Source organism: Streptomyces sp. BK79 (assembly GCF_044142145.1).
Taxonomy (GTDB): Bacteria; Actinomycetota; Actinomycetes; order Streptomycetales; family Streptomycetaceae; genus Streptomyces.
The window spans coordinates 153,657-166,844 of the sequence record NZ_JBHVOC010000011.1 but is presented as its reverse complement, the minus strand read 5'-3'; the positions used below and the strand labels follow the sequence as shown (position 1 = coordinate 166,844).

Here is a 13,188-nt window from a genome sequence, read left to right as displayed (position 1 = left end):
CCCCGCCCCGGTGCTCAGGCCTTCGGCGTGCGCAGTATCGCGCCGATGTGGGCGGCGGCCGCCGACAGGTGGCGGCGGGCGTCGCGGAGTTGGCCGGACGTGACGCCGTGGTCCCGGGCCGCGTCGCGGATGTCGTCGCGGAAGCGGTCGAGCAGCCGGTCCAGGTCGCGGGCCGGGTCGCCGGTGGACTCGGCGGCGTCCTCGTGGGCCCAGGCCGGAGCGTAGTCGGCCGGGAAGTCCTCGGCGGTGGCGGAGTACTCGGCGGTGGCGGAGTACTCCGGCGCGGCGGACTCGGGACGGTGGGTGGACGGGCCGGCGTCGGTGCGGCCGAAGCCCCAGTCCTTGCCGAACTCCTTGCCGAAGTCCTTCCCGAAGTCGCCGACCTCCTTGGCCAGTTCGCTCAGGCCCTCGCGCAGTCCCGTCGGCCAGTCGCCCCGCGCGAAGTGGTCCTGGACCTGTTCCTGGACCCGCTGTGCGATGCGCTGGACCTCCTCCTGCGCCTGTGCCCGGGCCCGCTCCTGGGCCTCCTTGGCCTGGCGCCGGGCCCGCTGGGCCTCGTCGCGGGCGCGGCGGCTCTCGTCCTTGGCGCGGCGGGCCTGCTCCTTCCACTCCTGCTTGACGCGCCGCATCTCCTCCTTGGCGGCGCGCCACGCCTCCTTCTCGGCGCTGTCCGCGCCGCCGTCGCCCTCGTCGTGCCCGCCCGGGCCGGGGCCCCGGCGGGCGGCGCCGGCGGCGGCCCGCATCTCCCGGCGCAGGTCGCCCGCGGCGCCCCGCACGTCGGCCCGGATCTCGGCGGCGAGCTCGGCGACCGACTCCCGGATCTCCAGCTCCAGGTCGGCCAGTTCGCCACTGCGGTCGGCGAGCTCGGCGCGGCCGGCGTCCGTGATGGCGTACACCTTGCGGCCGCCCTCGGTGGTGTGGGTGACCAGGCCCTCGGCCTCCAGCTTGGCCAGGCGCGGGTACACGGTGCCCGCCGACGGCGCGTACAGCCCCTGGAAGCGCTCCTCGAGGAGCCGGATCACCTCGTAGCCGTGGCGGGGGGCCTCGTCGAGGAGTTTGAGGAGGTAGAGGCGCAGGCGGCCGTGGGCGAAGACGGGGGGCATGTCAGAGCACCTTCTTGTCGGTCGTGCCGTCGGCCGGGGTGTCGGCGGCGCCGGGTGTGTCCTCCCACGGCGCGTCCCCCGCCACCGGCCGGCGCAGCAGGGCGATCGAGCCGGAGACGGTCGTGGCCTTCAGCCGGCCGTTGCCCGCGCCGAGCCGGCCGGTGATGCGCTTGGCGCCCCACTGGCCGCCCACCCGGAGGTCCTCGAAGGCGCTGGAGACGGTGCCGCTGGCCGTGTTCGCCTCGACCTCGGCATCGGCCGGTTGGGGCAGCCGGATGGCGATCTCGCCGGAGACGCTGGTCAGGCTGATGTCGGTGGGACCGCTCGCCGGGTCCAGGTCGACGATCATGGAGCCGGTCACCGAGTCGGCCCGGACGCGGGAGCCCGCCTCCACCACCGTCAGGTCACCGGAGACGGACTTGAAGCGCAGGTCGCCGGTGAGGGCCTGCGCCTCCACGCTCCCCGCGACGGTGTCCGCGCGGACCGGGCCCGCGAGGCCCACCAGTGTGGTGTCCCCGGTGACGCCCTTCACCTCCGTGTGCCCGTCGAGGCCGGAGACCACGGCCGCGGCGCCGACCACGCCCACCTCGACCCGGGTGCCCGTCGGGACGGCCAGGGAGACGGTCGCGGAGCGGCGCCAGCCCTCGCGGTCGAGCCACTTGAGGAAGCCCTGCCAGGGCAGGTCCTCGTAGGCCACGGTGAGCACGCCGTCCCGGTGGGTCACGACGAGGGGTGGGCCCTCGATCTCGGAGACCTCCAGGCGGGCGGAACCCTGGTCGGTGCCCACCACGTTCACTGTTCCGTTGACGACGCGTACGTGGAGCTCGCTCAGGGACTCGTCGAAGGTGAGTTTCCTGGGCTCCGCGACGGACCACTCGGACATCGGCCGACCTCCTCGACGAACGCGCCATATCGCGTCCTCGTTCAACACGATATATCGCGGTCGCGGAAAGTCAAGACACCCGTTCGTGCCGGCTACTCCTCCTCGTCGTCCTCGTCGTCCAGCCGCGCCAGCCACGTCGCCAGTCGTTCCACCGGCACCTCGAAGTCCGGGTTCAGGTCGACGAACGTGCGCAACTGCTCGGCGAGCCACTCGAAGGTGACCTCCTCCTCGCCGCGCCGCTTCTCCAGCTCCTCGATGCCGCGGTCGGTGAAGTACATGGATCGTGCTCCGTCGGGTCGGTGCAGGGATAAGGGGACGCCCGTGCGGGAAGGACCCTGTTTCCTGCGGGGGTGGAGGGGTGAGGTCTTTCCGTCGGATGCGGAGAAGACAGGAAAAAGCATAGGCGCAGGGAGCGGCGCGTCTCCTGGGGCCGCCGGGGCTCTCGCGCCGGCCGGGTCCTGCGGCTAGCGTCGTACGGATGAACGGCGCCGAGGGGCGAGGGGACGGGGGATTCCATGGGGCAGGAAGTGACGCGCGTCACGCGCGTCGTGTTACCGGACGGGACGCCCGTGTGGGCCCGGATCTCGGGCGCGGCGGAACTGCCGGCACCGCCCGGGCAGCTGTCGTACAGCGACACCGGTTTCGCCGAACGGGTCGAGGCGAGCGTGGAGAGCCTGAACTCGCTCGTGACCGGTGTCGCGCGGTCGTTGGCCGAGCCGCTGCGCGCCGTGCGGCCCGACGAGGTGAGCGTCCAGTTCGGCATCGAGCTGACCGCCAAGGCCGGCAAGGTCGTGGGGCTCCTCGCCGACGGTGAGGCCAAGGCCGGCATCACGGTCACCCTCACCTGGAACGGCGGACCGCCGGATCCGCACGCCACGGACACCGCGGACGCCACGGACCCGCCGGACACGCCACGTTCGGATCCGGCGGGCGCGGGGGGTGCCCGCTCCGCGGGCGGTGAGCCCTCGGCGCCCCGCGCGGGAGCGTCTCCCGGCGCCCCGGGGCACGGCGGCGGGAGATCCGCCGGCTCCGGGGACGGGGCATGACGGACGTGCGCGCCCCCGGCGCATCGAGCACCGACGATGCGGCTCGCCGTGCGCTGCGTGAACTCGTCGTGGCGGCGACCGTGCGCATTCATCGGGCGGGCATCGGGTATGCCCTCGACGAGCCCGGGACGTTCCTCGGCAGCGGCTACTTCGTCGCGCCGAGCTGGGTTCTGACCTGCGCACACGTGGCATGCGGCGGGGAGGGGGGCGAGGTCGTGGTGGTGTACGAGTCCGCGCCGGGGCGCGGCATGTCCGCGGTCCCCGGCCGTGTGGTGGCGGCGCTGCCGGACGGTGCCGGCACCGTCCCGGGCAACTGGCCGGCCCCCGACCTCGCGCTGGTGCAGCTCAGCGAGCCGGTCGAGCACGAGTGTGTGTACCTCTCGGAGCGCCCGGCGGCCTACTACGGCGAGGGCAAGGTCCTCTACGCGGGCTGGACGGTGGTCGACGGGCGGCTACGGATCATGGACGGCATCCTCACCGTGCAGGGCACCATCGGCGGCTGGACCTCGGACGTGCAGATGCGCCTGGGGGACAACGACCTGCCGTACGGCGTCTCCGGCGGCCCCGTGATCGACCCGGAGCGCGGCGAGGTCATCGGCGTACTGAAATCCCGCTCCGACCACGCGCGCGGCGGCACCTCCACGGGGCTCGAACAGCTGCGGACCCTGCCCGTGCCCTCCGGGGAGCTGAACGCCGAGCACGACGACCTCTACCAGGCGGTCGTCCACGCCCACGACCGCTACCACCGGGACCGGCAGCGCCATCCGGACGCCCGCCGTCACACCTGGACCGACGTGCAGCGTCAGCTCGGCGCCCGGCCCGGCCGCGTCCTGACCCCGGACGAGCGCGTCCAACTGCTCGGCCGCCTCGCGGACCTGCCGCCCCCGGCCAGTACCCGCTCCCTGCTCGACCTCCTCGAATCCATGCCGGACTTCCAGGTTCCGCTGCCGCTGCCCGCCCCGCGCGGCTGGCGCGACGGACTCGGAGCCCTGTACGAGTGCGTGCGCGACGACGCGGCCCTCTACCTGGTGCTCGACTACGCGGTGCACGCGATGACCGCCGAACGGCCGTACCTCGCCCCCGGCACGCCGAACGCGGAGGAAGCCCTGTGGGCCCGCGTGTGGGAGGCCGCCCAGCGGCTCGGCCCCGGCCGGCGCAGCGCCCTCGTCAAACGGCGGGTCAGCAGGATGGCGGCCCGCCGGCCCGGCTCCATGACGGGGGCCGGCCGCGGCGGACAGGGGCGGAACGGGGAGGCGCGCAACGGAGCGGTGCGTAACGCACCGGCCGTGGGGAACCCGGAAAGGGCGGACGCACCACAGCCGTTCGCGCTGGTCGAGATCGAGCAGCGGGGCTGGGAGCGGGACCGGTGCGACTGGTCCGTGTTCGTCGTACAGCCCGGCGGCGAGGCCAAACGCCTCGACGAGGCGCGGCGCGCCCCGCTGAGCGACCTCGCCGCGCACCTCGCGGCACCGCTGACGGAGGCGTTCCGCCAGGGCGACCTGCCGGACCGGCCGGCGGTCCTCCAAGTGGCGATGCCCCACTTGCTGTTCGGCATCGGAGTGGACGACTGGCGGCTCCACCCCGAGGACGAGCCGTTGGGCACGCAGCGCCCGGTCGTCCTGCGCTGCTCCGACCGCGAGCAGTTGACCGAGGACGGCGGCTACGACGAGTACGACGAGTACGGCGGATACGGCGGTGACGGTGGATACGGCCAGTTCCGCGGACACGGCGAGGGCGGTGAGCACATGGCGGCGGGACCGGCCGGCGACCACCGGCTGGACGTGGACGAGGAGAGAAGGGCCCGCTGGCGCTGGCTGCACGCGCATCCCGTGACGGCCGCGGTCCTCGACTGCGACGACGGGCTGCGCAAGCCGGTACCGCCCGTGGAGCAGTTGCGCGGCCTGTCGCACGGCACGGTCCCGGTGCTGTGCCGTTTCGACGACCACCGCCACTTCGAGGACGACGTGGCCGCGGTCGCCCGGATCGTGCGCGGGGGCTTCGGCGTGGCCCTGTGGCGCCGTCGGCGCGGACTGCCGGAGACGGTCTGCGGGGAGTTCCACCGCGGCACGTTCGACGAGATCGCGGGCCCGTCCAGCGCGCACCGTCTGCCTCAAGCCGTGCACGACCTGCGCGCGAAACTGCGTTCGGGCCGGCCGGAGACCTATTGGGCCGACGGTATAGCCCTGCTGTACGACGATCCGTACCAACCCCTGCCGGGCGCGGGAGAACTGGTGGAGTCTCCTTGAACCGGCTTCCTACCAGGCCGCCCGCCGGGGACGGGCCCCTTATCAGGTCCGGTGCGGATCGATACGGTGAGGGACGTTCGTACGGCCGCCCGAGGGCGTCGCCGCCACCTGCCCGCCCGCCCCGCCCCGGCCCGCGGGCGGACGACGGACACGTGCGGTCGACAGCGCCCAGCAGACGAGTGACGACGAGGACCGGATCATGACCGAATCCAGTGAGTGGCTCATCTACCGGGGCGCCGGCGAACCCCACGACGGCCTCCAGCGGCTCCCCGCCCCGCCCCCCTGGCGGGACTTCACCAGCCGGGACGCGGCGGGCGCGGGCGACGGGTCCGAGGACCGCAGGCTCGGCGCCCACCGGCACCTGGCGGAACTGCACCGGCCGGGCGCCGAGGAACTCGAAATGATCAACGCCGCGCTGTATCTGCGCCGGCCGCTCCTGGTCACCGGCAGCCCCGGAGCGGGCAAGAGCACACTGGCCCACTCGGTGGCGTACGAACTCGGCCTGGGCAACGTGCTGCGCTGGTCCATCGTCAGCCGCTCCGAACTCCAGGACGGCCTCTACCACTACGACGCCATCGCCCGGCTGCAGGACGTGCAGATCGCCTCGCAGGGCGGTTTCGGCGCCGCGGCCGGGACGCCCGGCGCGGTCGAGAGCATCGGCAGCTACATCCGGCTCGGTCCTCTCGGCACCGCGCTGCTGCCCTCCGACACACCGCGCGTACTGCTCATCGACGAGTTGGACAAGAGCGACATCGACCTGCCCAACGACCTGCTGAACGTGCTGGAGGAGGGCGAGTTCGCCATCCCCGAGCTGGAGCGCATCGCCGACCGGCTGCCGGACGGCGAGGCCGAGGTGCTCACCGCCGACGGCGTGAAGGTGCGGGTGCGGGACGGCCGGGTGCGCTGCCGGGCCTTCCCGTTCGTGGTGCTCACCAGCAACGGCGAACGCGACTTCCCGGCACCGTTGATGCGCCGCTGCATCCACCTGGAACTGGGCCGCCCGGACCACAACCGGCTCGCCACGTTCGTACGGGCGCACCTGGGCGACGAGGCGGCCCGGGCGGGCGACGACCTCATCACCCGCTTCCTGGAGCGGTCCCGCAGCGAACTGCTGGCGACGGACCAGCTGCTGAACGCGATCTACCTCACCGACGCCGCGGCCGTGCCCAGCCGCGACCGCCTCGCCGACCTGCTCGTCCAGCGGCTCGACCGCCCGAGGTGACGCGCTGATGTCCGACGCAGCGGCGCGTCACGGTCCTCACACACCCGACGGCCGACCCCAGGACCGGCAGGCCGCCCCGCCCGGGGGCGACCCGATCGCCGCACTCGTGCGGCGCCTGCGGGAGATCCACCTGGACCCGGACGCGGAGCAGCTCTGCGACGCCCTCTGGCTGGCCCGCTGGACCCGGGTCGCCGACGCCGCGGCCGACCGGCCCGCGCCGGGCGGTCACGGCGCGCGCAGGGCGAAGCCGCCGCTCGTCCGTCCCGTGGCACCGCCGGCCGGCGACACCCGGCCGGCCGCGCCCGCGCCGGAGCCGGAGCCGCCCGCCGACCAGGCGGCCCGGCGCGTCGCCCTGTACCCGGTGCCGCCCGACGGGGGCCCCGGGGTGCGCGGAGCCCGGCCGGCCCGCGCGCTGCCGGTGGGTGTGCCGGCCGCCCCGGTGCTGCCCGCGCCGCTCGAACTCCAGCGTGCGCTGCGCCCGTTGCAGGGGTACCAGAGTCCCGCGCCGCCGCTGCGCACCGAGCTGGACGAGGTCGCGACCGCGGATGTGAGCGCCCGGGCCGGCGGGCTGATCCTGCCCGTCCACCGCTACGTGACCCGGGGCGACGCGCGCCTGCACCTGGTGATGGACACCTCCTCGTCGATGCGGGTCTGGGACCGGCTGTTCGTCGAACTGGCGCAGGTGTTCGGCCGGCTGGGCGCCTTCTCGGCCATCCAGGTCAGCTACCTGCACCAAGGGCCGGACGGCGCCGCGGCCGTCGGCCGCAGCCCGGACGCGCACGCCGCGCCGCTGCATTCCGCGGAACGGCTCAGCGATCCCACCGGCCGCCGGATCATCGTGCTCGTCAGCGACTGCGCCGGTCCGCTGTGGCACAGCGGCCACGCCCACCGGCTGCTCCACCACCTGTCCCGGCAGGGCCCCGTCGCCGTGCTCCAGCCGCTGCCGCAGCGCATGTGGAACCGCACGCGGCTCCCCGTGACCTTCGGCGAGCTGTCGCGCGGCGGCACGCTGGGCGGCGCCGCCGTGCTGCGCGTGCGTACCCCCGCGGGCCCGTCCGCCGAGGCCCGGCGGGGAGCGCTGGCCGTCCCCGTACTGCCGCCCGAGCCGGCCGCGCTCGGATCCTGGGCCCGGCTGCTGTCCGGCGCCGGCGCCGGACCGGTCCCCGGTGCCGTGGGCTGGGTGCGCGCGGATCAGCCGGCCGCCCCGACGGCCCGCCCGGACCGCCGCCATACGCCGTTCGAACGGGTCAGCCGGTTCAGCTCCGCGGCCTCCCCGGCCGCCGGGCGCCTGGCCGTCTATCTCGCGGCGGCCCCGCTCTGCCTGCCGGTGATGCAACTGGTGCAGCGGACCATGCTTCCCGGCTCAGGGCCGTCCGAACTGGCCGAAGTGCTGGTCGGCGGCCTGGTCACCCGCGCCCGCGCGGACCACGGCGGGGACGGCGCCCAGTGGTACGAGATCGAGCCGGACGTGCGCGACGCCCTGCTGTCCCGGCTGGGACGGGACGAGGCCATGCTGGTGCTCAAGCACTGCTCGGAGTACATCGAGCAGCGCTTCGGCAAGGGCGGGCCCAACTTCCCGGCGCTCGCCCTGGCCCAGCTCGGGGACGGCGGCCCGGGGCGCCCGCAGGCGCACGGACCCGGCGGCGGGACCGGTGTCGGTTCGGGCCTTGCCATCGGCTCCGGCATCGGGATCGGCGCCCTGGGCTCCGGCCCGGGCAACGGCTCCGACTACCCCGGCGAGAACGGCGGCAACGGCGAGAGCGACTCGGTCCCGCAGCCCTTCGCGGAGATAGCCGCCCGGGTCCTGGAGCGCTTCATGCCGCTGCCCGAGCAGTTCGCGTCCTACGACAGCCGGACCGACCCGCGCCCGGACGCGGAGCGGCCCCCGCACCAGGCGGTCGTCCGCGCCCGCGCCCTGCTCGCCCGGTTCGACGACGAGGGCATGGTGCAGGACGTCATCGACGCCGTACAACTGCTGCGCGGCGCCACCGGACACGAACGGCCGGGCGGTGCGGACCCCGAGCTGTGGGGCGAGTACGCGCGCTGCACGCTGCGGCTGTGGGAGGTGCAGGGCGGTGCCGCGCTGCTGGACGAGGCCGAGCGGGCCGCCGAGCGCGCCGCCGCCCATCCGCACGCCGTGCGGGAGCGCGCCGTCCTCGCGCGCGTGCTGCACGCGGCCGCCACCGACGCGCGCCGGCGGGGCGACCGGCCCGCCGCGCTGGAGCTGCTGCGCCGCGCCGACCGCGAGTACGCGGTGGCCTGCGCGGCCCCGGGCCTGGACGAGAAGGAGGCGCTGCGGCTCACCCTTGAAAGGGTCGGTTCCCTGGAGGCCCAGTGGCGCCTGGGCGGCGACAGCGCCCTCCTTCAGGGCGCCGTCGGCATGCTGGAGGCGTTCGCCGACGCCTGGCCCGACCGGCGCGACCGCCCGCCCGAGCTGCCGCTGGCCCACGGACGTACGCTGCTGCGGCTGTCGGAGGTGACGGCGGAGCCCGCCCAGGCCCGGCTGCACGCGGAGCAGGCCGCCCGGTCGCTGCGCCAGGCGCTGGACTCAGGTCTGGCGGAGGACACCGCGGAGTCCGTCCGGGCCCGGGTCCGGGTGCTGACCGACCTGGTCGACGCGCTGCTGAGGTCGGGCGGCCCGCTCGAGGAGGCCCAGGCCCGGACCGACGAGGCGCTCGGACGCGTACGCGAGCAGGGGCAGCGCGCGGCGACGCTGGTCCGCGCGGGGCGCATCGCCGTCGCGCGCTACGCCGAGTCGGGGGAGCCGGCCGAACTGCGCCGGGCCGCCGACCGTTTCGCGCAGGCGGCCCAGTGGATGCCCCGGGACGCGACCGCGCACGCCGACGTGCTCGCCGAGTGGGGGGAGGTGCTGCTCCGGCTCGCCGTGCTGGAGACCGCTCAGGGGCGCCTGGACCAGCTCTCCCGGGCGATCCGGGTGCTGCGGGACTGCCGGATGGAGACACCGGCGGGCAGCCGGCGGGTCGCGCACCGGCTGCTGCTCCTCGGGCGGGCGCTGATGCTCCGGTACCAGGTGCGCGGCGACCGGGTCGACCTCAGGGAGGCCGAGCACCTCTTCGGCCTCGCGGCGGCCGACGCGGAGGATCCGCTGCTGGCGGCGCGCTGCCGGCTGGAGCTCGGGCAGGCCCAGTTCGAGGCGTACCAGAACCTGGGCCGCGCGACCCGCCTGGACGTGGCGGTCGACGCCTTCCGGGCGGCCGCCGAGTCGGCCCACCGGGCGGAGGAGGAGGCCGAAACCGAACGCCGTCGCCAGGAGGCGGTGGAACTCGCCGCGCAGGCACACCACTGGCGGGGTATGTCCTTCGAGGCGGCGGCCCGCCCCCGCGCGGCCCGGGACGCCTACCGGGCCGCACACGCGGAGTGGGCGCGCCTGCCGGACGACCGGCTGGTCACCGGCGAACCGACCGCCCCGCAGACCGCCCAGCGCCTGGCCGACCTGGAGTGAGGCGGCGCGGAAGCGGGCAGAGCGTGCGGAGCGGGCGGAGCCCGGAGACCTGAGGAACGCACAGCGCGAGAGGGGAACGGGGAATGGGCATACGAGACGGGTCCGGGCCCAAGCCGGCACTTCCCGGTGGGGCCGAGCCCTTGCCGGACCTGCTGGAACTGGACCTGGCGGAGCTGAGCACCATCGAGCACCCGGTGCTCCGGGAGGTGCTGGGCGAGTTGCGGGCGCGGGCGGCGGAACCGAGCGAGATGCTGTGGGGCTTCGACAACTCGTTCTGAGCCGGTGGCATCGCCTCACTGCGAGACGGAGGGAATCGCGCCATTTTCTGATCAGTTGATGTCACTTACGGTCATCTTGTTCCGTGAATAAGACAACTACTGTCGCGCCGGGTTTCGGGAGGGCGGCGCGCCGGGCATGCAGCCCTCTGCGGCAGGGGGCCGTGGCACGGGCGTCGCCGTGACGCGGGCCGGGCCGTACGGCAGGGGGGTGCTGGATGTCCGGTCGGACCGCTACCGTTCCCGCTCCCCGCGCCCCCTTCCCGTTCCGTCAGTTCATCGTCAAGGCGCACGGCCGCTGCAACCTCGCCTGCACCTACTGCTACCTCTACGAGGGCCCCGACAGCGGCTGGCGCACCCGTCCCGCCGCCGCCTCCGCCGCCGTCCTCGACCGCACCGCCACCCGCATCGCCGAGCACGCCGACCGGCACGCCCTGCGCGACCTCGCCCTCGTCCTGCACGGCGGCGAGCCCCTCCTCGCGGGGGCCGGCACCCTGGCCGGGGTGGCCGCCCGGGTGCGCGAGCGCGTACCGGACGGCTGCCAGGTCCATGCCACCGTCCAGACCAACGCCACCCTCCTCACCGAGGAACGCCTCGCCGTACTGGCCGAGGGCGGCGTCCGCGTCGGCATCAGCCTCGACGGGGGCACGGCCGGCCACAACCGGCGGCGCGTCGACCACGCCGGGCGGCCGTCCTGGCCGGCCGCGGCACGCGGGGTCCGCCTGGTCGCCGACCGCTTTCCGGCGTCGTACGCGGGCCTCCTCACCGTCGTCGACCCGACGCTGGACCCGGTCGAGACGTACGAGTCGCTCCTCACGCTGCGCCCGCCCGTGCTGGACCTGCTGCTGCCGCACGGGAACTGGTCCGCGCGTCCGCCGGGGCAGACCGGTGTCCGCTACGGCGACTGGCTGTGCGCCGTCTTCGACCGCTGGTGGGCGGCGGGCCGGCGCGAGGTCCGGGTACGGCTCTTCGAGGAGTGCCTGGCGTTGCTGCTGGGGCTGCCCGCGGCCACCGAGGCGCTGGGACTGGCGCCGTTCGACGCGGTCGTCGTGGAGACCGACGGGTCGATCGAGCAGGTCGACTCCCTCAAGTCGGCGTATCCCGGGGCCGCGTGGACCGGCCTCGACGTCTTCCGGCACACCTTCGACCAGGCGCTGCGGCATCCCGGCGTGGCCGCCCGGCAGGCGGGAGCGGAGTCGCTCGCGGAGCAGTGCCGCGCCTGTCCGCTGCTGCGGGTGTGCGGGGGCGGCCACTACGCGCACCGCTACCGTGCCGGGCACGGCTTCCGGAACCCCTCCGTGTACTGCGCGGACCTCCAGCGCCTCATCCGTCACGTGGCCGCGAGGCTGGCCGACGCCGGCGCGGGAGCAGGCGCGGGAGCAGGCGTTCCCGTCCTGTCCGCCGCACCGCCCTCCGACCCGCCCTCGACCGAAGGGGGACCTTCGTGATGTTTCCGACGGTTCCCGACCGCGCCCTGCTCGAACTCGCCCGGACCGAGGGCAGTCCCGACACCCTGGCGCTCCTCGCGCGGGACCAGGACACCCGGCGGCTGCTCGTCCTGCGCGCCGTGCTGGATGCGGCCGAGGCGGCCGACCGGTCCCTGTGCACCGCCGGGCAGAAGGCGAGGCTGCGCGCCGACTGGGAGCTGCTGACCGAGGCGGACCGGACGGCACCGGGCCCGCTCGCGCACCACCGGGGGCACCGGCCCCTCACCCCGGGCCGGGGTGCCGACACGCCCGCCCGTGACCGCCTCTTCCACCCGCTCACCGGCCCCTGGGCGCGCTCCTGTCTGCGCGGCCTCGGGTCCGGACCCGAGGCCGGCGGCGAGCCGGTGAGCGAGGAGCGGGTCCGCCGGCTGGGGCGCGACCTCGCCCACTTCAGCGCGATCGCCGCCGTCGCCGCCGCCGTGGCCGGCATCCCCTTCACCACCCGGCTCACGGCCCGTGCCGGAGTCCTCACGCTCCCGTCCCTCGGCGCGCTGCACACGGCCGAGTCCGGTGACGTACCCGTCGACGTCGCTTGCGCCGACGGCCGGCTGACCCTGCGCCAGGCCGGCGCCGCCGACGTGACCGTCCACCTGGAGCGCGGCACCGGCGCCTGGTCCGGGGCGCTCGCCTGGACGCCGGCGCACGCGCTGCCCGGTCTCACGCCGTCCGCGCCGCCCGTCCCACTCGACGACCTCGACCCGTATCGCGAACTGCCCGCCGGCCCCCGCCACGGCAACCTGAGCGCACCGCTCGCGCTCGACGACGCCGAACGCAAGCGGTGGCTCCAGGCCTGGTCCGGCACGGCGGTCGCGCTGCGCTCGGGCGGCGCGCACCGCCTCGCCGAAGCCGGCGCCCTGCTGCGCTGCCTGGTCCCCCTGGAGATGCCCTCCGACGTCGGCGCGGGCCGGGGCAGTTGCAGCGCCACCCGCCGGGAGGCGTTCGGCGCCCTCCTCAGCAGTACGCCGCCCGATCCCGTGACCTTCGCCGCGACCCTCGTCCACGAGTTGCAGCACGCCAAACTCGCCGCCGTGAGCGACCTGGTGACCCTGCACCGGGCCGGGCCCGAGGCACGGTACTTCGCACCCTGGCGCCCCGACCCCCGGCCCTACGACGGCCTGCTCCAGGGCACCTACTCCCACCTCGCGATGGCGGACTTCTTCCAGCGCCGGGCACTCGTCACCGCTCTCGCGGAACGCGAGTGGGCGTGGGCCCAGCACGCGCGCTACCGCGCCCAGGTCGGCGCCGCCCTGCCCGCCCTCGTCGGCTCGCCCGACCTCACGGTGCGAGGACGCCGGTTCGTCGACGGGATGGCCGCCGCCTACGAACGGATGGCCGAGCACCCCGCGCCCCGGGGCCATACCGCGAGGGCGCGGGCGTATGTGAGATCCGCGCGCGCACTGTGGACACAGCGTCGCGCTTCCGCACTCCCACCCCCGAATGAGTGAGGATGCCCGCGTGCGGCG

The 13,188-nt window shown here is 75.2% G+C and carries 10 protein-coding genes; 7 read left to right on the top strand and 3 right to left on the bottom strand.

Annotation, left to right across the window (positions count from 1 at the left end; genetic code table 11):
* Window positions 1-14 precede the first annotated feature (14 nt).
* From ACFIF2_RS16065 to ACFIF2_RS16055, 3 genes are all read right to left on the bottom strand, one after another.
* Window positions 15-1,103, bottom strand: coding sequence for a helix-turn-helix transcriptional regulator (locus ACFIF2_RS16065; RefSeq protein ID WP_395573315.1), 1,089 nt, complete (start codon window positions 1,101-1,103; stop codon window positions 15-17).
* A 1-nt stretch (window position 1,104) separates the two neighbouring features.
* A complete protein-coding gene (locus ACFIF2_RS16060) occupies window positions 1,105-1,986 on the bottom strand; it encodes a DUF4097 family beta strand repeat-containing protein (RefSeq protein WP_395573314.1) in 882 nt (293 codons plus the stop codon).
* Between the two features lie 92 nt (window positions 1,987-2,078).
* Window positions 2,079-2,264: a DUF6104 family protein gene (locus ACFIF2_RS16055; protein ID WP_266832462.1), complete on the bottom strand. Its 186-nt coding sequence runs from the start codon at window positions 2,262-2,264 to the stop codon at window positions 2,079-2,081.
* A gap of 237 nt (window positions 2,265-2,501) precedes the next feature.
* Between ACFIF2_RS16055 and ACFIF2_RS16050 the strand changes: the two genes are divergently transcribed.
* The 7 genes from ACFIF2_RS16050 to ACFIF2_RS16020 all read left to right on the top strand — a co-directional run bounded on the left by ACFIF2_RS16050 (window position 2,502) and on the right by ACFIF2_RS16020 (window position 13,170).
* Entirely contained in the window at window positions 2,502-3,032 is a 531-nt protein-coding gene (locus tag ACFIF2_RS16050) for a CU044_2847 family protein (RefSeq protein WP_395573313.1), read from the top strand.
* On the top strand, window positions 3,029-5,278 hold the full coding sequence (locus ACFIF2_RS16045; protein ID WP_395573312.1) for a trypsin-like peptidase domain-containing protein: 2,250 nt from the start codon (window positions 3,029-3,031) through the stop codon (window positions 5,276-5,278). The genes ACFIF2_RS16050 and ACFIF2_RS16045 overlap by 4 nt, the downstream gene beginning before the upstream one ends.
* A gap of 199 nt (window positions 5,279-5,477) precedes the next feature.
* A complete protein-coding gene (locus ACFIF2_RS16040) occupies window positions 5,478-6,500 on the top strand; it encodes an AAA family ATPase (RefSeq protein ID WP_395573311.1) in 1,023 nt (340 codons plus the stop codon).
* A gap of 7 nt (window positions 6,501-6,507) precedes the next feature.
* Window positions 6,508-9,963, top strand: a complete 3,456-nt coding sequence (locus tag ACFIF2_RS16035; RefSeq protein ID WP_395573310.1) for an SAV_2336 N-terminal domain-related protein — start codon at window positions 6,508-6,510, stop codon at window positions 9,961-9,963.
* Window positions 9,964-10,046: 83 nt separating this feature from the next.
* The gene (gene fxsA, locus ACFIF2_RS16030; RefSeq protein WP_395573309.1) at window positions 10,047-10,241 is read left to right on the top strand and encodes an FxSxx-COOH cyclophane-containing RiPP peptide; all 195 of its coding nucleotides are present in this window, start codon (window positions 10,047-10,049) and stop codon (window positions 10,239-10,241) included.
* Between the two features lie 215 nt (window positions 10,242-10,456).
* Window positions 10,457-11,686 carry an FxsB family cyclophane-forming radical SAM/SPASM peptide maturase gene (locus tag ACFIF2_RS16025; protein ID WP_395573308.1) on the top strand — a complete coding sequence of 410 codons (1,230 nt, stop codon included), beginning with the start codon at window positions 10,457-10,459 and terminating at the stop codon, window positions 11,684-11,686.
* Complete coding sequence (locus ACFIF2_RS16020) at window positions 11,686-13,170, top strand: aKG-HExxH-type peptide beta-hydroxylase (RefSeq protein WP_395573385.1); 1,485 nt, start codon at window positions 11,686-11,688, stop codon at window positions 13,168-13,170. Before ACFIF2_RS16025 ends, ACFIF2_RS16020 begins: the two co-directional genes overlap by 1 nt.
* Window positions 13,171-13,188 lie beyond the last annotated feature (18 nt).

Coding starts and splice junctions, on each gene's coding strand:
- ACFIF2_RS16045 (WP_395573312.1), top strand. CDS start 3,029: ATGACGGACGTGCGCGCCCCCGGCGCATCGAGCACCGACGATGCGGCT.
- ACFIF2_RS16060 (WP_395573314.1), bottom strand. CDS start 1,986: ATGTCCGAGTGGTCCGTCGCGGAGCCCAGGAAACTCACCTTCGACGAG.
- ACFIF2_RS16020 (WP_395573385.1), top strand. CDS start 11,686: ATGTTTCCGACGGTTCCCGACCGCGCCCTGCTCGAACTCGCCCGGACC.
- fxsA (WP_395573309.1), top strand. CDS start 10,047: ATGGGCATACGAGACGGGTCCGGGCCCAAGCCGGCACTTCCCGGTGGG.
- ACFIF2_RS16050 (WP_395573313.1), top strand. CDS start 2,502: ATGGGGCAGGAAGTGACGCGCGTCACGCGCGTCGTGTTACCGGACGGG.
- ACFIF2_RS16055 (WP_266832462.1), bottom strand. CDS start 2,264: ATGTACTTCACCGACCGCGGCATCGAGGAGCTGGAGAAGCGGCGCGGC.
- ACFIF2_RS16065 (WP_395573315.1), bottom strand. CDS start 1,103: ATGCCCCCCGTCTTCGCCCACGGCCGCCTGCGCCTCTACCTCCTCAAA.
- ACFIF2_RS16035 (WP_395573310.1), top strand. CDS start 6,508: ATGTCCGACGCAGCGGCGCGTCACGGTCCTCACACACCCGACGGCCGA.
- ACFIF2_RS16040 (WP_395573311.1), top strand. CDS start 5,478: ATGACCGAATCCAGTGAGTGGCTCATCTACCGGGGCGCCGGCGAACCC.
- ACFIF2_RS16025 (WP_395573308.1), top strand. CDS start 10,457: ATGTCCGGTCGGACCGCTACCGTTCCCGCTCCCCGCGCCCCCTTCCCG.